This window comes from Streptomyces sp. NPDC097107 (genome assembly GCF_044762405.1).
GTDB classification, from domain to species: domain Bacteria; phylum Actinomycetota; class Actinomycetes; order Streptomycetales; family Streptomycetaceae; genus Streptomyces; species Streptomyces thinghirensis.
Map to the genome: position 1 here is coordinate 217,221 of NZ_JBIWEF010000011.1, position 19,040 is coordinate 236,260.

A 19,040-nucleotide genomic window follows, 5' to 3' on the forward strand; every position below is an offset into this window, starting at 1 on the left:
GGGATCACCTTCCTCCGGCGCCGGGCCGGGGCTCGGCGGGTCGGCGGGCCTGGTTCTGGCGGCGGGCCTGCAACTGCTGGCGGAGCAGTTCGAGGCTGCGGACGACGGCCCCGACCTCGTCCTGGTAGCGGGGATAGTGCACGGTCTTGAGGTCTCCGTCGGCGAGCTTCTCGGCACTGGCGGCCAGGGCCCGCAGCGGCCGCGCCACCACCAGGTACACCCAGCCCAGGCAGACGACGATCGCGGCGAGGCCCAGCATCCCGGCGAGCACGCTGCGGTCCTCGCGCTCGTAGGCGGCGATCTCGAAGCGGTCGGCGTCCTGGCTGCTGACCACGGTCCAGCCGATGTCGGAGGCGATGCCGCCGCCGGAGAAGGGGGCCGCGGCGGCCACGGTGACGTCGCCGCCGTCCCGGATGAGCAGGCCGTTCTCGACGGGTCCGGCGCCGACCGGCACGTTGCCCGCGCGGACCAGGTCGGTCAGGGCGTCGCCGGGCAGCTGCTCGAAGGCCAGGAAGCCGTCGCTGGCGGCGACGGTCCGCGCGTCGGCGTTCACCACGCGGACCTCGCCGAGGCCGGGCCGCTTCAGCAGCGAGTTGAGGAACTCCACCCGTACCTCGCCGACCAGGGTGGTGCCCTTGTGCTCCGGCACGGGGGCGGCGGCCTGGATCACCGGCTTCCTGTCCCCCTTGCCGGAGACGCGGACCAACGGCAGGTCCTCGTCGTCGCTCCAGTCGTGCGGGTCTCCCCCGGCCCGGGCGACGACCGCGCCGCCGGCGTCCACGACGTACAGGGCCTGGTAGCGGGTGTGCTCCTCCAGGGCGTCCGTCAGCAGGCTCTCGGCGGCGCCGGGGTCGTCCGCGTCGATCAGCCGGGAGGTGGAGACGAGGTCCGCCTGGGCCTCGTTGAGCGCCCGGCGGACGCGGTCGGCGATCAGGTCGGTGCGGTCGCGCTGGTCGTTGACGATGGTGGCGGGCACGCTGACCGAGCCGTCGGTGCGGTTCAGCAGCAGGCCGACCGGCACGCACCACAGCAGCAGCAGAACGGCGGTCGCCGCGAGCGGCACGCGCATGCCGAGGCGGACCTTGCCGCTCTTGGCGCCGGGGTCTTCACCGGTGCCGTTGAGCTGTGCCCGCAGGCGTTCCAGCGCGGCACCGATCCGGGCGGCCTCGCCCCAGCGGGGCACCGCGACGGGCCGGGTCAGATCGCCGCGGGCGAGCCGCCGGGACTCCAGGAACAGCCGCAGCAGCGGGCGCTGCACGGCCGCCCACAGCACGGCCGCCGCCAGCAGCCCGAGCACGACCAGCGCCCCGGCCGCGACCAGCCCGTACAGTTCCCGGCCCGTCTCGGCGGCGCCCTGCTGGACCACGGGCAGCATCGCCACCACGGTGAGGCCGAGGCCCGCGGCGACGCTGTCCTTCTCCTCCGGGTCGGAGGAGGCGAGGGAGGCGTACCCGGCGGTGGTGACCCGGCCGGCGTAGTCGTCGCCCAGGAGCGTCCCGCTGACGCCGGGGTACCCCCGGGAGCCGGGCTCCCTGGCGGTGACGGGGTGCTCCTCGGTGCGTGCGGCGGCCTGGTCGGAGAGCTGGGACATCTGCTTCTGGAGGAAGACGAGTTCCTTGCGCTCCTGGTCGGAGTTGAGGGCCTCGGACTGTTCGAAGCCCTCGGTCGCGAGGACCTCGCCGTCCCGGGCGACGACCGCCATGCTGCGGAACGGGCCCAGGTTGATGGCGGGCACCGACAGGCTGTTGGAGGCGATCAGGAGCTGCTGCGGCCGGTCCTCCGCGTCGAGGAGCGCCATCGTCATCAGCCGGACGTCACCGGTCTCCAGCCGCATCATGCGGGGCGTGAGGGCGTGCTCGCCGGTGAGGACGTCCTTGTCGAGCCAGGCGAGTGGAATCCTTTCGCCGCGCGCGGCGAGCACCTTGCCGCTCTCCAGCTCGACCACGGTGGTGCCGGTCCACTTCTGGTAGGTCCGGCCCAGGTCGGACAGGACGCGCTCCGGCTCCTCGGGCTCCTTGGCGTTCAGCGCGGCGGCGGTGCGCTCCAGGTCCGTGACCCGCTCGTCGATCGAGGCGCGCAGCGCGATCGCGCCGTCCTCCGCGAAGTGCCGCTGCGAGGACAGCACGGCCTTGGGCACCACGGTGTCCTCGCCGGGCCCGAGCACCTTCGCCGTGAGCGCCGTCAGGGCGACGATCAACAGACACAGCACCGCGATCGGGGGACGGATGCCGCCCAGGAGGGGCATGTCCGCACGCCTGCGGCTGCGTCGCCGCCCTTTCCGCCCGGAGTTCGCGGCACGACTCGATGTCACCGGTCTTCTTCCTTGGTTGCTACGGGAATGCCCAGCGCGCGCTGGACGCACCGCTGCCGCGAACGTGCGACGTCGTCACTACAAAGACTGAGAAAAGCTGTCAAGGTTGTAGGCCTCGACGCGGAACGCGGTGTGGCGCTGCTCACTCCTCCAAAGTCAGCGGCTTCAGGCCGTCGCCGTTGGGAGCGCCCCGGTTGTAGAGGAATCCGCGCGTGCGTTCGGCGGCCAGCCGGTAGCGGGCGAGACGCTCCTCGGACAGGCCGTCCGGGTGGTCGAGCCGGTACTGCACGTCCACCAGCCGGTGGTCCTCGACGGCGCCGTCGGGCAGTTCCTCACCGGGCTCAACCTCGGGCGGGATGTCCACCAGCGTGGTGCGGTGGCGAGCGGTGACGTCCCAGCCGCCCTCGGTCGTCTCCCGGAACTCGAACCAGCCGATGGCCCCTTCCTCGGTCAGCCCGGTCGGGGAGGAGTGCCGGGCCACCTGGTTGCCGAGGCCGTAGGCGACCCAGGTGCCGTTCACCTTCTGGATCGGCTGGACGACGTGGGCGTGATGTCCGATCACCAGGTCGATGCCTGTCTCCTCGGTAATCCGCCGGGCCAGATCCAACTGCGGCACGCTCGGCTCGTTGTAGTGCTCCAGGCCCCAGTGGACCGAGAGGATCACCACCTCGGCCCCCGCCTTCCGGGCCTGGCCCTCGTCCTTCTTGATCTCCTCGGTGCTGCTCCGGTTGAAGGCCCAGCTCTGCTTCTCGGGAGTGGGGTTGAGGAAGGACTCCCAGGAGTACGCGAGATGCGCGACCTTGACGCCGTTGACGTCCCGGATGTTGATCTGCTCTGCTTCCTCGGACGTACGCGCCGACCCGGCGTGCCCGAGGCCCACCTCGTCCATGGCGTCCAGCGTCCGCCGTACGGCCTTGAGCCCGTGGTCGAAGGTGTGGTTGGAGGCCGTGGAGCAGGTGTCGTACCCCACGTCCTTCAGGGCCGTCAGGATCTGCGGCGGCACCAGGAACTCGGGGTATCCCTGGAAGGGACCCTTCGGCTTCCCGACAGGTGTCTCCATGTGGCAGATCGCCAGGTCCGCCTCACTGACGACCGGCTTCACCCCGGCGAGCAGCGGACCGAAGTCCAGTCCGGCCTCGCCCTCGCCGGTCTCCTCGGCGTCTTTGGCGGCCTGTTCCACCAGCTCGGGGTGGATCAGTACGTCACCCGCGGCGGCCACGGTGAACGAGCGTCCGCCGGGCTTCGCCTGCGGATCCACGGACCCGGAGGCGCACGCGGTGGCCAGAGTGGCGGTAACCACCAGGATCGCCACGGCACGACCCATACGGAGAGACTTACGGAATGTCACCGAAACATGTTCACATGAGCCTCACAGCTCACCCTGTCTCTACCATTACAAAACAGTCTCGCTTTGTGTTCGTTTTCGGTCTGGTAGGTGTCCTCCTGGTGCTGACCGGGTGTCAGGCGTCCTCCGACTCGTCCGCGGAGGACTCGGACCCGACGGCCCGCGAACTGGTCGACCTGCGCGGCCGCGTGCTGTCGTACACGAGGGATCTGGACCCCGACGGCCCCTATTCGCCGCCCGGCGAGGAGGAACGCGCCCGACTGGCCCGGGGCGTCGGCAGCCTGCTGGAGGGCGACGCGCGCGAGGCCGAGCGGCTGCTCGCCCCGGTCGGTCTCGGCGTCACCCGGCTCACCGACACCGAGTCCGGCCGGCGCTACGACGAGGTCGCCGCCACCGGCCCCGGCGAGAGCGACCGGTGGGGCCGGCTGTACCTGAACGCCGACTCCCGCCTCCGCTGGAGCGCACAGGTGCCGCACCCCGTCTCCGACCGGGACACCGAGGAGCTGGGCGTGCGCCTGCTGGAGGACACCCCGGGCGGCGCGCTGGTCCTGGCCGGCGCCCACCGCCGGGCCGGGCGCGGGGACGCCGCCGACGTCGCCCACCGCGAGGACAGCGCCTTCCACGGCATCGTCCTGGAGCTGCAGGAACGCGGTGTTCCCGGCATCCAGCTGCACGGCTTCGCCGAGTCCACCACGGAGCGCTACGACGCCGTGCTGTCCACGGGCGCCGCGGAGAGCGCCCCCGGCGAGGTCTCGGCGCTGGCCGACCGGATGGAGTCGGAGGGGCTCCGGGTCTGCCGGGGCTGGTCGGCGCGGTGTCCGCTGGAGGGCACGACCAACGTCCAGGGCCGCGCGGCCCAGCGGCAGCACGCGACCTTCGTCCACCTGGAGCTGGCGCCCGACGCCCGGGGCGACGGCCGGGACGCCGACGAGGCCGCGGACGCCGTGGCCGGGCTGCTCAGCACCTGGGCGGGCGACTGACCGGCGCCCGCTGGACGCCCGTCCGTTCAGCAGCAGCCGGCCGCCGGCAGGGACCGCCGGTTCCGCGCCTCCTTGTTCCGGGCCGCCAGCAGCTCGTCGGCCGGGTAGCCGACCTCCTCCAGCGTCAGCCCGTGCGGCCGTACGACGTGCACGGCGGAGTCCCGTACACCGGCCGCGAGCACCTTCCCCGGCCAGTCGGTCCCCCGGTGCCCGTCACCGACGAACAGCAGCGCCCCGATGAGGGAGCGCACCATGTTGTGGCAGAAGGCGTCGGCCCGGACGGTGGCGGTGATGATCCCGTCGTCCGTACCGCGCACCAGGCTCAGTTCCTGGAGGGTCCGGATGGTCGTGGCCCCCTCCCGCTTCTTGCAGTAGGCGGCGAAGTCGTGCTCGCCCAGCAGCGCGCGGGCGGCCTCGTTCATGGCGTCCACGTCGAGGGGCCAGTCGTGCCACAGGACGTGGCCGCGCAGCAGCGGGTCGACGCCGCCGGGATTGTCGGTGACCCGGTAGGCGTAGCGCCGCCAGATCGCGGAGAACCGGGCGTTGAAGCCGTCGGGCGCCTCGCGCAGGGCCCACACCCGTACGTCCCTGGACAGCCGGCCGGCGAGCCGCTTGAGCAGCTTCCCGTTGTGCTCGGCCCAGACCTCGCGCGGCAGGTCGACGTGGGCGACCTGGCCCCGGGCGTGCACCCCGGCGTCGGTCCGCCCCGCCACGGTCAGCTCGTACGTCTCACGGGAGCGCGTGACCGTCCGCAGCGCGTCCTCGATCTCACCCTGCACGGTCCGCCGCCCACCGGCCTGCTTGGCCCAGCCGGAGAACTCGCTCCCGTCGTACGACAGGTCCAGCCGCACCCGTACGAACCCGGGTTCCACTTCGTCACTCACCCAGAGATCCTCTCAGCAAACGAAAGCGGGCCCGCCCCTCGAAAGGAACGGACCCGCGAACGCGGAACGCTTACGCGTCCTTCGACTCCTCGGCGGCAGCCTCGTCGTCGGCCTTGGTCGTGTCGACCTTGGTCTCGGCAGCCTCGGCGGCCTCGGCGTCCTTGGCGGAGCGCTTGGTGGCGGCCTCGGCCTCGCCGGTCGCCTCCTGCGCCACGGTCAGCGCCTCGACCAGCTCGATGACGGCCATGGGCGCGTTGTCGCCACGGCGGTTACCGATCTTGGTGATCCGGGTGTAGCCACCGGGACGGTTCTCGTAGCGCGGGCCGATCTCGGTGAAGAGCGTGTGCACGATGCTCTTGTCCGTGATCACCTGGAGCACCTGACGGCGGTTGTGAAGGTCGCCCTTCTTCGCCTTGGTGACCAGACGCTCGGCGTACGGACGCAGCTTGCGCGCCTTCGCCTCGGTGGTGGTGATGCGGCCGTGCTCGAAGAGGCTCTTCGCGAGGTTCGCGAGGAGCAGCTTCTCGTGCGCGGCGCTGCCGCCCAGACGGGCACCCTTGGTGGGCTTCGGCATGGTGTTTCTCCTAGGTGTCTGCCCCGGCCGTATCAGGTACCGAAGTCAGTATCCGAGCAGGCGGTCGCCTGTCGGAGATCCGGGGCGCTTTTCACACGCCCCGGAGGGTCCGCGCCCGAAGGGGCGCGGGGCGGTGTCGATATGCGACTCCGTCGCGTGGGCGCGGCCAGCCACTACGGACCGGCAGCCGCAGTACGGCCCTCCTCGCGGAGCGCTCAGTACTGCTCGGTCTCCACGAAGCCCGCGTCCGCGTCGTCGTCGGCGCCGAAGGCGTCCGCCGCGGCGGTCGGGTCGAACCCGGGAGGCGAGTCCTTCAGCGCAAGCCCCATACCCGCGAGCTTGGCCTTGACCTCGTCGATCGACTTCGCACCGAAGTTGCGGATGTCGAGCAGGTCCGCCTCGGAACGGGCCACGAGCTCACCCACGGAGTGGATACCCTCGCGCTTGAGGCAGTTGTACGACCGAACGGTGAGCTCCAGCTCCTCGATCGGCAGCGCCAGATCGGCGGCGAGCGCGGCGTCCGTCGGGGACGGACCCATGTCGATGCCCTCGGCGTCGATGTTCAGCTCGCGGGCGAGACCGAACAGCTCGACCAGGGTCTTGCCGGCCGACGCCATGGCGTCGCGCGGACGCATGGCCTGCTTGGTCTCGACGTCGACGATCAGCTTGTCGAAGTCGGTGCGCTGCTCGACACGCGTGGCCTCGACCTTGTACGTGACCTTGAGAACCGGCGAGTAGATCGAGTCGACCGGGATGCGCCCGATCTCCTGACCGACCTGCTTGTTCTGCACGGCGGAGACGTAGCCGCGGCCGCGCTCGACGGTCAGCTCCATCTCCAGCTTGCCCTTGCCGTTGAGCGTGGCGAGGACGAGGTCGGGGTTGTGCACCTCGACACCGGCCGGGGGCGCGATGTCGGCGGCGGTGACCAGACCCGGGCCCTGCTTGCGCAGGTACATCACGACGGGCTCGTCGTGCTCGGACGACACGACCAGCTGCTTGATGTTGAGGATCAGGTCGGTGACGTCCTCCTTGACGCCCGGCACGGTGGTGAACTCGTGCAGGACACCGTCGATGCGGATGGACGTGACCGCCGCACCCGGGATCGAGGAGAGGAGCGTACGGCGCAGGGAGTTGCCGAGGGTGTAGCCGAAGCCCGGCTCCAGCGGCTCGATGACGAACCGGGAGCGGAACTCGTCGACGACCTCTTCGGTCAACGAGGGACGCTGAGCGATCAGCATGTGGTGATCCTTCAGTCAGGGGCGCCCGCTATTTGACGCCCGACTAGTACTGCAAGGGTACGGGCGATACGACCCGAAAGAGCCGTACCGCCCGGAAACCCTGGTGAAGCGAGATCGGACGCGTCCCGAGAGACGCGACGGATCAGACGCGACGGCGCTTCGGCGGACGGCAGCCGTTGTGCGGCGTCGGGGTGACGTCCTGGATCGAGCCGACCTCGAGGCCGGTCGCCTGGAGCGAACGGATGGCGGTCTCACGACCGGAACCCGGGCCCTTGACGAAGACGTCGACCTTGCGCATGCCGTGCTCCTGAGCGCGGCGGGCAGCCGACTCGGCGGCCATCTGCGCGGCGAACGGCGTGGACTTCCGGGAGCCCTTGAAGCCGACGTGGCCGGCGGAGGCCCAGGAGATCACGTTGCCGGTCGGGTCCGTGATGGACACGATCGTGTTGTTGAACGTGCTCTTGATGTGCGCGTGGCCATGAGCGACGTTCTTCTTTTCCTTGCGGCGCACCTTCTTGGCAGCGCCCTGACGTCCCTTGGGGGGCATGTCGTTCTCCTACGGGAGGTGGTCGGTCCTACAGCGAAGACCGCTGGACGGCGAGTCCGCTGCGGACTACTTCTTGCCCGGCTTCTTCTTGCCGGCGATGGCGCGACGCGGGCCCTTGCGGGTACGCGCGTTGGTGCTGGTGCGCTGACCGCGGACGGGCAGACCGCGACGGTGGCGGAGACCCTGGTAGGTGCCGATCTCGACCTTGCGGCGGATGTCGGCCTGGACCTCGCGACGGAGGTCACCCTCGGTCTTGATGTTGTTGTCGACGTACTCGCGGATCGCGACGAGCTGCTCCTCGGAGAGGTCACGAACACGGGTGTTCGGGTCCACGCCGGTGGCAGCGAGCGTCTGCTGCGAGAGAGTCCGGCCGATGCCGAACACGTAGGTGAGGGCGATCTCCACGCGCTTTTCGCGCGGGATGTCAACACCGGAAACGCGTGCCATTCAATGGCTCCAGTTGATCTTCGGAGGTCTTCCACAGAACCGGTCTCCGGCCGCCGGCCTCTTCACGCTGTGCCGAAGACACAGTCGAAGATTTGGTACGGCTCGGGTCCCCGGCCTCCGAACCGGGGGTGTCGGACGCCTGGGCGTCCGGGTCCTGCGTATGAACAAATTCAGCTCGCGTCGCGCGAAGTCTTGCGAATCGCGGAGGGAACGGCCGTACGTCAGCCCTGGCGCTGCTTGTGGCGCGGGTTGTCGCAGATGACCATGACCCGACCGTGACGGCGGATCACCCTGCACTTGTCGCAGATCTTCTTGACGCTCGGCTTGACCTTCATGGGTGTGAGGTTCTCCGGGTCAGTTGCCGGCGGGCCCGCGTGGGACACACGCGGGACGTGGGCAAGATCTACTTGTACCGGTAGACGATCCGGCCACGCGTCAGGTCGTACGGAGACAGCTCCACCACGACCCGGTCGTCAGGGAGGATGCGGATGTAGTGCATGCGCATCTTGCCGCTGATGTGTGCCAGGACCTGGTGGCCGTTCTGGAGCTCGACCCTGAACATGGCGTTCGGAAGAGACTCGACGACAGTGCCCTCGATCTCGATGGCACCTTGCTTCTTGGCCACGCTTCGCCCTTCGAATCGACTACCTTGATCGACTCCCCTGCGAGTTGCGAGAGCATGCAGGCATGCGGGTGCACGAGAGCCGACGAGTTAGTCTACGTCAGCACACCCGGAAAGGCGAAACGAGGTAGCCTGCCCCACCGGGGTGATCGTTATGCGACGGAAACCGCCCCGGCTCAGAGCGCTCACGCCGACGGATCCGGCGCCGCGGTGACGCCCGGCTCCGCCGGCATCGCCCTGCCGCCGTCCCCTCCCCCGACGCCCCCCTCTCCCGGGCCCGGCGCCAGGGGCGTCCCACAGGCTCGGAAGGGCTGAGCCGGCCTCCGACCGGCCCTCGTGGGCGCGGTCCCCGGTCAGGCCAGCGGGTCCGGCGCCGCCGTGACGCCCAGCTCGGCCAGCTTCGCCTTGCCCCCGTCGGGGGACGTCAGGACCAGCGGGCCCTGTTCCGTGAGGGCCACCGAGTGCTCCCAGTGGGAGGACCAGGTGCCGTCGGTCGTGACGACCGTCCACTCGTCCTCGAGGACCTCGGTGCGCGGGGTGCCGAGGGAGACCATCGGCTCGATGGCCAGGCAGAAGCCGGGGACCAGCTTGGGGCCCTTGCCGCGCCGGCGGTCGACGTAGTTCAGCAGGTGCGGGTCCATGTGCATCTCGGTGCCGATGCCGTGGCCGCCGTACTCCTCGATGATCCCGTACTTGCCGCCGCCGGGCTTCGGCTGGCGGCGGATGTACGTCTCGACGGCCCGGGAGACGTCGACGAGCCGGTTGCCCTGCTTCATGGCCGCGATGCCCGCCCACATCGACTCCTCGGTCACCCGGGACAGCTCGACCAGCTCCGGGGAGTGACCGGAGCCGACGAAGGCCGTGTACGCGGCGTCGCCGTGCCAGCCGTCGATGATCGCGCCGCAGTCGATGGAGATGACGTCGCCGTCCTTGAGGACGACGTCGTCGGACGGGATGCCGTGGACGACGACCTCGTTCACGGACGTGCAGATGGTCGCCGGGAAGCCGCCGTAGCCGAGGAAGTTCGGCTTGGCGTCGTACTCCGTGAGCACCTTGCGGGCGACCTGGTCCAGGTCCTTGGTCGTGGCGCCGGGCACGGCCGCCTCGCGCGTGGCCGCGTGGATGGCGGCGACGACCAGCCCCGCCTCACGCATCTTGGCGATCTGCTCGGGGCTCTTGATCTGCACCATGGGGACTGCGGCCTTTCTGGACCGGAGAGTAAGGGAAACGCTTCCAACGATACGGGGCAGGGTCCGGCCCCACCCCACAGCACAGCCGCGGCCCCTGAGCGAGGGACCGCGGCTGCAGCCTGACTGGAAGAACTACTGGTCGCGCTTGAGCGCCTCCAGCGCACGGCCCGTGACCTCGGCCACCAGTCCGGTCGCCGCGATGGTGACGACCAGGCCCTGCGCCTTGTAGTAGTCGATGATCGGCTCGGTCTGCGTGTGGTAGACCTCAAGCCGCTTGCGGACCGTCTCCTCGGAGTCGTCGTCCCGCTGGTACAGCTCGCCGCCGCAGACGTCGCAGACGCCTTCCTTCTTCGGCGGCGTGTACGCCACGTGGAAGACATGGGCGGAGTCGTTGCGGCAGACGCGCCGGCCGGCGATCCGCTTGACGACCTCGTCCTCCGGGGCCTCCAGGTCCAGCACCGCGTCGAGCTTCATGTCCTCGGTCTCGAGGAGCTCGTCCAGCGCCTCGGCCTGGGAGACGTTGCGCGGGAAACCGTCCAGCAGGAAGCCGCCCTCGGCGTCGGGCTGCTCCATGCGGTCCTTCGCCATGGCGATGGTCACCTCGTCCGGTACGAGGTTGCCGGCGTCCATGTACGACTTGGCGAGCTTGCCCAGCTCCGTCTGCCGGCTGATGTTGGCGCGGAACAGGTCACCCGTGGAGATGTGCGGAATGTGCAGCGTCTCGGCAAGGCGGGTGGCCTGCGTTCCCTTACCGGCACCCGGCGGCCCGACGAGGACGATTCGCATCAGCGGAGGAACCCTTCGTAATTGCGCTGCTGGAGCTGGCTCTCGATCTGCTTCACCGTCTCGAGACCCACACCCACGATGATGAGGATGCTGGTCCCGCCGAACGGGAAGTTCTGGTTTGCCCCGAAACCGGCCAACGCCATTGTCGGTACGAGAGAGATCAGGCCCAGATACAGCGAACCCGGCCAGGTGATCCGGTTGAGTACGTAGCTCAGATACTCAGCGGTCGGTCGGCCAGCCCGGATGCCCGGGATGAACCCACCATACTTCTTCATGTTGTCCGCGACTTCCTCGGGGTTGAACGTGATGGCCACGTAGAAGAAGGCGAAGAAGACGATCAGGAAGAAGTACAGGATGATGTGCGGCGCCGCCCCGGTGTCCGCGAGGTTCTTGTTGATCCAGGTGGCCCAGCCCGACGTCGAGTTCGAGAACTGGACGACCAGCGCCGGGATGTAGAGCAGCGACGACGCGAAGATGACGGGGATGATGCCCGCCTGGTTCACCTTGAGCGGGATGTACGTCGACGTACCACCGTAGGAACGGCGGCCGATCATGCGCTTCGCGTACTGGACCGGAATGCGACGCTGGGCCTGCTCCACGAAGACCACCAGGCCGATCATGACGAAGCCGACGAGCATGACGGTGCCGAACTCGATCCAGCCGCCCGCCAGGGTGCCCTCCTTCTTGATGGCCCACAGAGCGGAGGGGAAGGTCGCGGCGATCGAGATGAACATCAGGATCGACATGCCGTTGCCGATGCCGCGGTCGGTGATCAGCTCGCCGAGCCACATGACGGCGGCCGTACCGGCGGTCATGGTGATGACCATGACGACGGTGGTGAAGATCGCCTGGTCGGGGACGATCTGACCGCCGACGGTGCAGCCGGAGAACAGGGCACCGCTGCGGGCGGTGGCCACCAGGCCGGTGCCCTGCAGGATGGCGAGCGCGATGGTCAGGTAGCGGGTGTACTGCGTGATCTTCGCCGTGCCCGCCTGGCCCTCCTTCTTCAGAGCCTCCAGACGCGGGATCACGACGGTGAGCAGCTGCAGAATGATGCTCGCCGTGATGTACGGCATGATGCCGAGCGCGAAGACCGTGATCTGCAGCAGCGCACCACCGCTGAACATGTTGATCATGCCGAGGGGACCCTGGCTGCCGGACGCCTGGTCCACGCACTCCTGGACGTTCTTGTAATCGACGCCTGGGATGGGGATGTGGGTACCAAGCCGGTAGACCACGATGATGCCGAGCGTGAAGAGCAGCTTCTTGCGCAGGTCGGGCGTCTTGAACGCCCGGGCGAACGCGGTGAGCACGGTGCCTCCTGCGACCCCCGCGCTACTGCGTCAAGGGTGACGGTCTTGAGGATTCGACTGACGACAAAGTAGGTAACGGTCAACTGCCGCCCAGAGTGCCTCATGTGACGCACCCGTGAAAGAGGGCAGCGCAGGCCACCTTACCGGCGGGAGCACTTCCCTTGGAACGACCAACCGGGGATACCCCTTTTGTGGGGCATCCCCGGTTGGGATCGCTCATGTCATCGACACGCCCGAGTAGTTCAGACGAGCTCGGTGACGGTACCGCCGGCGGCGGTGATCTTCTCCTTGGCGGAGCCGGAGACGGCGTCGACCGTCACCTGCAGCGCCACGGAGATCTCACCCTGGCCGAGGACCTTGACGAGGCTGTTCTTGCGAACGGCACCCTTGGCCACCAGACCCTCGACGGTGACCTCGCCACCCTCGGGGTAGAGCGCGGCCAGCTTGTCGAGGTTCACGACCTGGAACTCGGTCTTGAACGGGTTCTTGAAGCCCTTCAGCTTCGGGAGACGCATGTGGAGGGGCATCTGGCCACCCTCGAAGCGCTCCGGAACCTGGTAACGGGCCTTCGTACCCTTGGTACCACGACCAGCCGTCTTACCCTTCGACGCCTCACCACGACCGACACGGGTCTTGGCGGTCTTGGCGCCCGGGGCGGGACGGAGGTTGTGGATCTTGAGCGGGTTCTGCTCACCCATGATCAGTCGACCTCCTCGACCGACACGAGGTGGCGGACGGTGTGCACCATGCCGCGGAACTCGGGGCGGTCCTCCTTGACGACCTGCGTGTTGATCCCCTTGAGACCAAGGGAACGCAGGGTGTCACGGTGGTTCTGCTTGCTGCCGATGTAGGACTTGACCTGCGTAATCTTGAGCTGCGCCATGATTACGCACCCGCCCCGGCACGTGCACGGAGAAGAGCCGCGGGGGCGACGTCCTCGAGCGGCAGACCACGGCGGGCCGCGATCTCCTCGGGACGCTGCAGGCCCTTGAGGGCCTCCACGGTCGCGTGCACGATGTTGATCTGGTTGTCGGAGCCGAGAGACTTCGACAGCACATCGTGAATACCGGCGCACTCGAGCACGGCACGCACCGGACCACCGGCGATAACACCGGTACCCGGGGACGCGGGCTTGAGCAGCACGACGCCGGCAGCCTTCTCACCCTGGATGGGGTGCGGGATGGTGCCCTGGATACGGGGGACCTTGAAGAAGTGCTTCTTGGCCTCCTCAACACCCTTGGCGATGGCGGCCGGCACCTCCTTGGCCTTGCCGTAACCGACACCCACGGTGCCGTCACCGTCGCCCACCACGACCAGCGCGGTGAAGCTGAAGCGACGACCACCCTTCACAACCTTGGCGACGCGGTTGATCGCGACGACACGCTCAACGTAAGCGGTCTTCTCGGCGGCAGCTGCGCCGCCGTCACGGCCCTTCCGGTCCCGCCGCTCGCCGCCACCGGCACCGCCACCGCGGCGCTGGGGTCCAGCCATTGGAATTACCTCTCTCTGTTTCCGCTAGCGATACGGAACCGGGTCAGAACTTCAGACCGGCTTCGCGGGCGGCGTCCGCCAGGGCGGCGATGCGCCCGGCGTACTGGTTGCCACCGCGGTCGAAGACCACGGCCTCGACACCCGCGGCCTTGGCACGCTCGGCGACCAGGGCGCCGACCTGCTTGGCCTGCGCCGACTTGTCGGCCTCGCCGCCACGGATCGAGGTGTCCAGGGTGGACGCCGACGCAAGGGTGTGACCCTTGAGGTCGTCGATCACCTGGGCCACGATGTGGCGGTTCGAGCGGGTAACGACCAGACGGGGACGCTCCGCCGTACCCGAGAGATTCTTGCGAATCCGGATGTGACGGCGCTTGATCGCGGCGCGCTTGTATGCGTCGCCCTTGAGGATCTTCTGTCCGTATGCCATGGCTTACTTACCCGCCTTTCCGACCTTGCGGCGGATGACTTCGCCCTCGTACTTGACGCCCTTGGCCTTGTACGGGTCAGGCTTGCGCAGCTTGCGGATGTTGGCCGCAACCTCGCCGACCTTCTGCTTGTCGATGCCCTCGACCGAGAAGTGGGTCGGGTTCTCCACCTTGAAGGTGATGCCCTCGGGGGCCTCGACCAGGATCGGGTGGCTGTAGCCGAGGGAGAACTCCAGGTTCGAACCCTTGGCGAGCACGCGGTAACCGACACCGCTGATCTCGAGCTTCTTCACGTAACCCTGGGTCACGCCGGTGATCATGTTCGCCACCAGCGTGCGGGACAGGCCGTGCAGGGCCTTGCTCTGACGCTCGTCGTTGGGGCGGGTGACGTTCAGAACGCCGTCCTCACCCTTGGCGATGTCGATCGGCGCCACGACGGTGTGAGTCAGCGAGCCCTTCGGGCCCTTGACCGAAACCGTACGGCCGTCGATGGTGACGTCCACGCCGGCGGGAACCGCGATGGGGAGCTTGCCGATGCGCGACATAGCTGTTTCCTCCGTTCCCTTCCGCTACCAGACGTAGGCGAGGACTTCCCCACCCACGCCCTTCTTGCCGGCCTGCTTGTCGGTGAGGAGCCCGTGCGACGTGGAGATGATCGCCACGCCGAGGCCACCCAGCACCTTGGGCAGGTTGGTGGACTTCGCGTACACCCGGAGACCGGGCTTGGAGATCCGCTTGATGCCCGCGATGGAGCGCTCACGGTTCGGGCCGAACTTCAGCTCGAGGACGAGGTTCTTGCCAACCTCGGCGTCCTCGGTCTTCCAGCCCGTGATGAAGCCCTCCTGCTGGAGGATCTCCGCGATGTGAGACTTGATCTTGGACGCCGGCATCGTCACGGAGTCGTGGTACGCCGAGTTCGCGTTCCGCAGACGCGTAAGCATGTCTGCGATCGGATCAGTCATGGTCATGAATTGGCCTTCGGCCTCTCTCGCCGGGGTTTCCTGGTGCGCCATCCCTCTCCCCGATCCGAGACGGGACGGGTGCGGCGCGGTGGACCTACGGCGTAGTAAGTCGTACGGGCGGCAGACGCCCAACCCCACAAGCCTAATGCATGCGAGGGTGGGCCCCTGCCGACCCAGATGCTTACCGAGAGCCTGAATAACCCGGAATTACCGGATTACCAGGAGCTCTTGGTCACGCCCGGCAGCTCGCCACGGTGGGCCATCTCACGAAGGCACACGCGGCACAGGCCGAACTTGCGGTACACGGAGTGCGGACGGCCGCAGCGCTGGCAGCGCGTGTAGCCACGAACACCGAACTTGGGCTTGCGAGCAGCCTTGGCAATCAGAGCCTTCTTCGCCATCTCGCTCACGCCTCCTTGAAGGGGAAGCCGAGGTGACGAAGGAGCGCGCGGCCCTCAGCGTCGTTGGTCGCCGTGGTCACCACGGTGATGTCCATACCCCGGGTGCGGTCGATCTTGTCCTGGTCGATCTCGTGGAACATGACCTGCTCGGTGAGACCGAAGGTGTAGTTGCCACGGCCGTCGAACTGCTTGGGGGACAGACCACGGAAGTCGCGGATGCGCGGCAGCGCGAGCGACAGGGTGCGGTCCAGGAACTCCCACATGCGGTCGCCACGGAGCGTGACGTGGGCACCGATCGGCTGGCCTTCACGCAGCTTGAACTGCGCGATGGACTTGCGGGCCTTGGTGACGGCCGGCTTCTGACCGGTGATCGTGGTGAGGTCGCGGATGGCGCCCTCGATCAGCTTGGAGTCGCGGGCGGCGTCGCCCACACCCATGTTGACCACGATCTTGACGAGGCCGGGGATCTGCATGACGTTCTCGTACGAGAACTCCTCACGCAGCTTGCCCGCGATCTCCTCGCGGTACTTCGTCTTCAGACGCGGAGTGGTGGTGGTAGCCATCAGATGTCCTCACCCGTCCGCTTGGCAACGCGAACCTTGTTGCCCTCGTCGTCGAAGCGGTAACCGACGCGCGTGACGACCTTGTTGCCGTCCTTCTCCACGACCAGCTGGACGTTGGAGACGTGGATCGGGGCCTCGGTGGTCACGATGCCGCCGGCCTGCGAACCGCGAGCGGTCGGCCCGGCCTTGGTGTGCTTCTTGACCCGGTTGACACCCTCGACCAGGACACGGTCCTCACGGGGGAAGGCCGCGATGACCTTGCCCTGCTTGCCCTTGTCCTTACCGGTGATGACCTGGACCAGGTCGCCCTTCTTGATCTTCATGCTCACAGCACCTCCGGCGCGAGGGAGATGATCTTCATGAACTTCTTCTCGCGCAGCTCACGGCCCACCGGGCCGAAGATACGGGTGCCGCGAGGGTCGCCGTCGTTCTTCAGAATGACGGCGGCGTTCTCGTCGAAGCGGATGTACGAGCCGTCGGGACGGCGGCGCTCCTTGACGGTGCGAACGATGACCGCCTTGACGACGTCACCCTTCTTCACGTTGCCACCGGGGATCGCGTCCTTGACGGTGGCGACGATGACGTCACCGATACCCGCGTAGCGGCGGCCCGAGCCACCGAGCACACGGATGGTGAGAATTTCCTTCGCACCCGTGTTGTCGGCGACACGAAGCCGCGACTCCTGCTGGATCACGTCTATCTCCTGATTGTCTGCCGGTTCCCGGCGAGAAGCGTGAGTGCTTCACGCTTCTCGCCGAGCCTGGCGGAACTGACCTGCGGGGATATACCGCAGGAATTACTTGGCCTTCTCGAGGACCTCGACGACGCGCCAGCGCTTCGTCGCGGACAGCGGCCGGGTCTCCATGAGGAGGACACGGTCGCCGACGCCCGCGGCGTTCTGCTCGTCGTGAGCCTTGAGCTTGTTGGTACGGCGGATGACCTTGCCGTACAGCGCGTGGGTCACGCGGTCCTCGACGGCGACGACGACGGTCTTGTCCATCTTGTCGCTGACGACGAGACCCTGACGGGTCTTGCGGAAGCCGCGGCCGGCCTTCGTCTCTTCAGTCACGTTGCTCTCGCTCATCAGGCGCTCTCCACCGTCTCGATGCCCAGCTCGCGCTCACGCATCAGGGTGTAGATCCGCGCGATGTCCTTGCGGACGGCCTTGAGCCGACCGTGGTTCTCGAGCTGACCCGTCGCCGCCTGGAAGCGGAGGTTGAACAGCTCTTCCTTGGCTTCGCGGAGCTTCGCCAGAAGCTCCTCGTCACCCAGTTCGCGCAGCTCGGACGCCTTGGTACCGGCCGACATCACGCTTCACCTGCCTCGCGCTTGACGATCCGGCACTTCATCGGCAGCTTGTGGGCCGCACGAGTCAGCGCCTCACGGGCGATCTTCTCGTTGGGGTAGGACAGCTCGAACATGACCCGGCCCGGGTGCACGTTCGCGATCCACCACTCGGGGGAACCCTTACCGGAACCCATGCGGGTCTCGGCCGGCTTCTTCGTGAGCGGGCGGTCCGGGTAGATGTTGATCCAGACCTTGCCGCCACGCTTGATGTGGCGGGTCATCGCGATACGGGCCGCCTCGATCTGGCGGTTGGTCACGTACGCCGGCGTGAGGGCCTGGATGCCGTACTCGCCGAACGCAACCGTCGTACCGCCCTTGGCCATACCACGGCGCTTCGGGTGGTGCTGCTTGCGGTGCTTGACCCTACGGGGGATCAGCATTTCGGTCAGGCCTCCGTTCCGGTGCTCTCAGCCGGAGCGGCAGCGGCGGCGGGAGCCTCGGCCTTGGGGGCCTCGGCAGCCGGCGCGGACTGCTGCTGCGGCTTGCGACCGCGACCGCCACGCTCGCCACCGCGGCCACCACGGGCCGGGCGGTCGTTGCCACCACGGGCCGGGCGGTTGCCGGCGCGGGCAGCGGCGTTCTCGGCGCGGACCTCGGCGATGTTCTTGACGTCGCCCTTGTAGATCCAGACCTTCACACCGATGCGGCCGAAGGTCGTCTTGGCCTCGAAGAAGCCGTAGTCCACGTTCGCGCGGAGCGTGTGCAGGGGCACACGGCCCTCGCGGTAGAACTCCGAGCGGGACATCTCGGCGCCACCGAGGCGGCCACCGCACTGGATCTTGATGCCCTTGGCGCCGGCCTTCATCGTGCCCTGCATGCTCTTGCGCATGGCACGACGGAAGGAGACGCGGGAGGAGAGCTGCTCGGCGACGGCCTGGGCCACCAGCTGAGCGTCCGTCTCCGGGCTCTTGACCTCGAGGATGTTCAGCTGGACCTGCTTGCCGGTCAGCTTCTCCAGGTCACCGCGGATACGGTCGGCCTCGGCGCCGCGGCGGCCGATGACGATGCCGGGACGAGCGGTGTGGATGTCCACCCGCACGCGGTCACGGGTGCGCTCGATCTCAACCTTCGAGATGCCGGCGCGCTCCATGCCGGACGTCATCATCCGACGGATGGCGACGTCTTCCTTGACGTAGTCCTTGTACAGCTTGTCGGCGTACCAACGCGACTTGAAGTCGGTCGTGACACCGAGCCGGAACCCGTGCGGGTTTACCTTCTGGCCCATTACCGGGTTCCTTCCTTGCTGCTGACGACCACGGTGATGTGGCTGGTCCGCTTGCGGATCCGGTAGGCGCGGCCCTGGGCGCGCGGACGGAACCGCTTCAGGGTCGGGCCCTCGTCGACGTAGGCCTCGGAAATGACGAGGCTGTCGGCGTCGGTGTGGTCGTAGTTGTGCGCGGCGTTGGCAATGGCGCTGTCCAGCACCTTGCCGACCGGCACGCTCGCGGCCTGCGGGGCGAAACGCAGGACCGCCTGAGCCTCCGTGGCATCCATGCCACGGATGAGGTCCACCACGCGGCGGGCCTTCATGGGCGTGACGCGGATGTACCGCGCCTGGGCCCTGGCTTCCATGGTTGTCCCTTCAGTGTTTGTCATGATCTTTCACACCCCGCT

General features: G+C 68.1%; 28 protein-coding genes. 1 reads left to right on the forward strand and 27 read right to left on the reverse strand.

Going from position 1 to position 19,040, the window contains the following annotated elements:
* Positions 1-4: 4 nt before the first annotated feature.
* Positions 5-2,245 carry a HAMP domain-containing protein gene (locus ACIQ1J_RS26180; protein ID WP_403560553.1) on the reverse strand — a complete coding sequence of 747 codons (2,241 nt, stop codon included), beginning with the start codon at positions 2,243-2,245 and terminating at the stop codon, positions 5-7.
* Positions 2,246-2,453: 208 nt separating this feature from the next.
* Complete coding sequence (locus ACIQ1J_RS26185) at positions 2,454-3,635, reverse strand: CapA family protein (protein WP_403560555.1); 1,182 nt, start codon at positions 3,633-3,635, stop codon at positions 2,454-2,456.
* A gap of 17 nt (positions 3,636-3,652) precedes the next feature.
* Here ACIQ1J_RS26185 and ACIQ1J_RS26190 point away from each other — a divergent pair, with 17 nt between their 5' ends.
* Positions 3,653-4,636 (forward strand): hypothetical protein, encoded by a 984-nt coding sequence (locus ACIQ1J_RS26190; protein ID WP_403560557.1) that lies wholly within the window; start codon positions 3,653-3,655, stop codon positions 4,634-4,636.
* A gap of 26 nt (positions 4,637-4,662) precedes the next feature.
* Here the strand turns inward: ACIQ1J_RS26190 and truA are convergent, their stop codons facing one another.
* From truA to rplV, 25 genes are all read right to left on the reverse strand, one after another.
* A complete protein-coding gene (gene truA / locus ACIQ1J_RS26195; RefSeq protein ID WP_403560559.1) occupies positions 4,663-5,520 on the reverse strand; it encodes a tRNA pseudouridine(38-40) synthase TruA in 858 nt (285 codons plus the stop codon).
* A gap of 70 nt (positions 5,521-5,590) precedes the next feature.
* Positions 5,591-6,094, reverse strand: a complete 504-nt coding sequence (gene rplQ / locus ACIQ1J_RS26200) for a 50S ribosomal protein L17 (protein WP_210957933.1) — start codon at positions 6,092-6,094, stop codon at positions 5,591-5,593.
* 215 nt (positions 6,095-6,309) lie between these two features.
* Positions 6,310-7,332, reverse strand: a complete 1,023-nt coding sequence (locus tag ACIQ1J_RS26205) for a DNA-directed RNA polymerase subunit alpha (RefSeq protein ID WP_003966937.1) — start codon at positions 7,330-7,332, stop codon at positions 6,310-6,312.
* A 142-nt stretch (positions 7,333-7,474) separates the two neighbouring features.
* Positions 7,475-7,879: a 30S ribosomal protein S11 gene (gene rpsK / locus ACIQ1J_RS26210; protein WP_003948617.1), complete on the reverse strand. Its 405-nt coding sequence runs from the start codon at positions 7,877-7,879 to the stop codon at positions 7,475-7,477.
* A 66-nt stretch (positions 7,880-7,945) separates the two neighbouring features.
* Entirely contained in the window at positions 7,946-8,326 is a 381-nt protein-coding gene (gene rpsM / locus ACIQ1J_RS26215; RefSeq protein WP_003974244.1) for a 30S ribosomal protein S13, read from the reverse strand.
* A gap of 221 nt (positions 8,327-8,547) precedes the next feature.
* Entirely contained in the window at positions 8,548-8,661 is a 114-nt protein-coding gene (rpmJ, locus tag ACIQ1J_RS26220; RefSeq protein ID WP_003974245.1) for a 50S ribosomal protein L36, read from the reverse strand.
* Positions 8,662-8,729: 68 nt separating this feature from the next.
* Positions 8,730-8,951: a translation initiation factor IF-1 gene (gene infA, locus ACIQ1J_RS26225; RefSeq protein WP_004927214.1), complete on the reverse strand. Its 222-nt coding sequence runs from the start codon at positions 8,949-8,951 to the stop codon at positions 8,730-8,732.
* A 350-nt stretch (positions 8,952-9,301) separates the two neighbouring features.
* Positions 9,302-10,138, reverse strand: a complete 837-nt coding sequence (gene map, locus ACIQ1J_RS26230; protein WP_403560563.1) for a type I methionyl aminopeptidase — start codon at positions 10,136-10,138, stop codon at positions 9,302-9,304.
* A 132-nt stretch (positions 10,139-10,270) separates the two neighbouring features.
* Positions 10,271-10,924, reverse strand: a complete 654-nt coding sequence (locus tag ACIQ1J_RS26235) for an adenylate kinase (protein ID WP_403560565.1) — start codon at positions 10,922-10,924, stop codon at positions 10,271-10,273.
* Positions 10,924-12,237 (reverse strand): preprotein translocase subunit SecY, encoded by a 1,314-nt coding sequence (gene secY, locus ACIQ1J_RS26240; protein ID WP_403560567.1) that lies wholly within the window; start codon positions 12,235-12,237, stop codon positions 10,924-10,926. Before secY ends, ACIQ1J_RS26235 begins: the two co-directional genes overlap by 1 nt.
* Before the next feature lie 242 nt (positions 12,238-12,479).
* The gene (gene rplO / locus ACIQ1J_RS26245; protein ID WP_043381011.1) at positions 12,480-12,935 is read right to left on the reverse strand and encodes a 50S ribosomal protein L15; all 456 of its coding nucleotides are present in this window, start codon (positions 12,933-12,935) and stop codon (positions 12,480-12,482) included.
* Between the two features lie 2 nt (positions 12,936-12,937).
* Entirely contained in the window at positions 12,938-13,120 is a 183-nt protein-coding gene (rpmD, locus tag ACIQ1J_RS26250; RefSeq protein WP_006140898.1) for a 50S ribosomal protein L30, read from the reverse strand.
* Positions 13,121-13,122: 2 nt separating this feature from the next.
* Positions 13,123-13,728, reverse strand: a complete 606-nt coding sequence (gene rpsE / locus ACIQ1J_RS26255) for a 30S ribosomal protein S5 (RefSeq protein WP_004927232.1) — start codon at positions 13,726-13,728, stop codon at positions 13,123-13,125.
* A 43-nt stretch (positions 13,729-13,771) separates the two neighbouring features.
* Positions 13,772-14,155 carry a 50S ribosomal protein L18 gene (gene rplR, locus ACIQ1J_RS26260; protein WP_121748663.1) on the reverse strand — a complete coding sequence of 128 codons (384 nt, stop codon included), beginning with the start codon at positions 14,153-14,155 and terminating at the stop codon, positions 13,772-13,774.
* 3 nt (positions 14,156-14,158) lie between these two features.
* On the reverse strand, positions 14,159-14,698 hold the full coding sequence (gene rplF, locus ACIQ1J_RS26265) for a 50S ribosomal protein L6 (protein ID WP_003974253.1): 540 nt from the start codon (positions 14,696-14,698) through the stop codon (positions 14,159-14,161).
* Positions 14,699-14,722: 24 nt separating this feature from the next.
* Positions 14,723-15,121, reverse strand: a complete 399-nt coding sequence (rpsH, locus tag ACIQ1J_RS26270) for a 30S ribosomal protein S8 (RefSeq protein ID WP_026248232.1) — start codon at positions 15,119-15,121, stop codon at positions 14,723-14,725.
* 209 nt (positions 15,122-15,330) lie between these two features.
* Entirely contained in the window at positions 15,331-15,516 is a 186-nt protein-coding gene (locus tag ACIQ1J_RS26275; protein ID WP_003948630.1) for a type Z 30S ribosomal protein S14, read from the reverse strand.
* A gap of 5 nt (positions 15,517-15,521) precedes the next feature.
* Positions 15,522-16,079: a 50S ribosomal protein L5 gene (gene rplE / locus ACIQ1J_RS26280; protein WP_003974255.1), complete on the reverse strand. Its 558-nt coding sequence runs from the start codon at positions 16,077-16,079 to the stop codon at positions 15,522-15,524.
* Positions 16,079-16,402, reverse strand: a complete 324-nt coding sequence (rplX, locus tag ACIQ1J_RS26285; RefSeq protein WP_003974256.1) for a 50S ribosomal protein L24 — start codon at positions 16,400-16,402, stop codon at positions 16,079-16,081. Before rplX ends, rplE begins: the two co-directional genes overlap by 1 nt.
* Positions 16,403-16,404: 2 nt before the next feature.
* Entirely contained in the window at positions 16,405-16,773 is a 369-nt protein-coding gene (gene rplN / locus ACIQ1J_RS26290; protein WP_003974257.1) for a 50S ribosomal protein L14, read from the reverse strand.
* 102 nt (positions 16,774-16,875) lie between these two features.
* Positions 16,876-17,163, reverse strand: a complete 288-nt coding sequence (rpsQ, locus tag ACIQ1J_RS26295) for a 30S ribosomal protein S17 (RefSeq protein ID WP_055418364.1) — start codon at positions 17,161-17,163, stop codon at positions 16,876-16,878.
* Entirely contained in the window at positions 17,163-17,387 is a 225-nt protein-coding gene (gene rpmC, locus ACIQ1J_RS26300) for a 50S ribosomal protein L29 (RefSeq protein WP_003998824.1), read from the reverse strand. The genes rpsQ and rpmC overlap by 1 nt, the downstream gene beginning before the upstream one ends.
* Complete coding sequence (gene rplP, locus ACIQ1J_RS26305) at positions 17,387-17,806, reverse strand: 50S ribosomal protein L16 (protein WP_007443989.1); 420 nt, start codon at positions 17,804-17,806, stop codon at positions 17,387-17,389. Before rplP ends, rpmC begins: the two co-directional genes overlap by 1 nt.
* 5 nt (positions 17,807-17,811) lie before the next feature.
* The gene (rpsC, locus tag ACIQ1J_RS26310; protein WP_121748662.1) at positions 17,812-18,651 is read right to left on the reverse strand and encodes a 30S ribosomal protein S3; all 840 of its coding nucleotides are present in this window, start codon (positions 18,649-18,651) and stop codon (positions 17,812-17,814) included.
* Positions 18,651-18,998 (reverse strand): 50S ribosomal protein L22, encoded by a 348-nt coding sequence (gene rplV / locus ACIQ1J_RS26315; RefSeq protein ID WP_030619142.1) that lies wholly within the window; start codon positions 18,996-18,998, stop codon positions 18,651-18,653. The genes rpsC and rplV overlap by 1 nt, the downstream gene beginning before the upstream one ends.
* Positions 18,999-19,040: the final 42 nt, after the last annotated feature.

Coding starts and splice junctions, on each gene's coding strand:
- rpsE (WP_004927232.1), bottom strand. CDS start 13,728: ATGGCTGGACCCCAGCGCCGCGGTGGCGGTGCCGGTGGCGGCGAGCGG.
- ACIQ1J_RS26180 (WP_403560553.1), bottom strand. CDS start 2,245: ATGCCCCTCCTGGGCGGCATCCGTCCCCCGATCGCGGTGCTGTGTCTG.
- rplF (WP_003974253.1), bottom strand. CDS start 14,698: ATGTCGCGCATCGGCAAGCTCCCCATCGCGGTTCCCGCCGGCGTGGAC.
- rpsC (WP_121748662.1), bottom strand. CDS start 18,651: ATGGGCCAGAAGGTAAACCCGCACGGGTTCCGGCTCGGTGTCACGACC.
- rpmD (WP_006140898.1), bottom strand. CDS start 13,120: ATGGCGCAGCTCAAGATTACGCAGGTCAAGTCCTACATCGGCAGCAAG.
- ACIQ1J_RS26185 (WP_403560555.1), bottom strand. CDS start 3,635: ATGGGTCGTGCCGTGGCGATCCTGGTGGTTACCGCCACTCTGGCCACC.
- rplO (WP_043381011.1), bottom strand. CDS start 12,935: ATGGGTGAGCAGAACCCGCTCAAGATCCACAACCTCCGTCCCGCCCCG.
- rplE (WP_003974255.1), bottom strand. CDS start 16,079: ATGGCTACCACCACCACTCCGCGTCTGAAGACGAAGTACCGCGAGGAG.
- ACIQ1J_RS26190 (WP_403560557.1), top strand. CDS start 3,653: ATGTCACCGAAACATGTTCACATGAGCCTCACAGCTCACCCTGTCTCT.
- ACIQ1J_RS26205 (WP_003966937.1), bottom strand. CDS start 7,332: ATGCTGATCGCTCAGCGTCCCTCGTTGACCGAAGAGGTCGTCGACGAG.
- rpsM (WP_003974244.1), bottom strand. CDS start 8,326: ATGGCACGCGTTTCCGGTGTTGACATCCCGCGCGAAAAGCGCGTGGAG.
- rplV (WP_030619142.1), bottom strand. CDS start 18,998: ATGGAAGCCAGGGCCCAGGCGCGGTACATCCGCGTCACGCCCATGAAG.
- rplQ (WP_210957933.1), bottom strand. CDS start 6,094: ATGCCGAAGCCCACCAAGGGTGCCCGTCTGGGCGGCAGCGCCGCGCAC.
- rplX (WP_003974256.1), bottom strand. CDS start 16,402: ATGAAGATCAAGAAGGGCGACCTGGTCCAGGTCATCACCGGTAAGGAC.
- ACIQ1J_RS26275 (WP_003948630.1), bottom strand. CDS start 15,516: ATGGCGAAGAAGGCTCTGATTGCCAAGGCTGCTCGCAAGCCCAAGTTC.
- map (WP_403560563.1), bottom strand. CDS start 10,138: ATGGTGCAGATCAAGAGCCCCGAGCAGATCGCCAAGATGCGTGAGGCG.
- rpmJ (WP_003974245.1), bottom strand. CDS start 8,661: ATGAAGGTCAAGCCGAGCGTCAAGAAGATCTGCGACAAGTGCAGGGTG.
- rpsH (WP_026248232.1), bottom strand. CDS start 15,121: ATGACCATGACTGATCCGATCGCAGACATGCTTACGCGTCTGCGGAAC.
- rpmC (WP_003998824.1), bottom strand. CDS start 17,387: ATGTCGGCCGGTACCAAGGCGTCCGAGCTGCGCGAACTGGGTGACGAG.
- rpsK (WP_003948617.1), bottom strand. CDS start 7,879: ATGCCCCCCAAGGGACGTCAGGGCGCTGCCAAGAAGGTGCGCCGCAAG.
- rpsQ (WP_055418364.1), bottom strand. CDS start 17,163: ATGAGCGAGAGCAACGTGACTGAAGAGACGAAGGCCGGCCGCGGCTTC.
- ACIQ1J_RS26235 (WP_403560565.1), bottom strand. CDS start 10,924: ATGCGAATCGTCCTCGTCGGGCCGCCGGGTGCCGGTAAGGGAACGCAG.
- rplP (WP_007443989.1), bottom strand. CDS start 17,806: ATGCTGATCCCCCGTAGGGTCAAGCACCGCAAGCAGCACCACCCGAAG.
- rplR (WP_121748663.1), bottom strand. CDS start 14,155: ATGGCATACGGACAGAAGATCCTCAAGGGCGACGCATACAAGCGCGCC.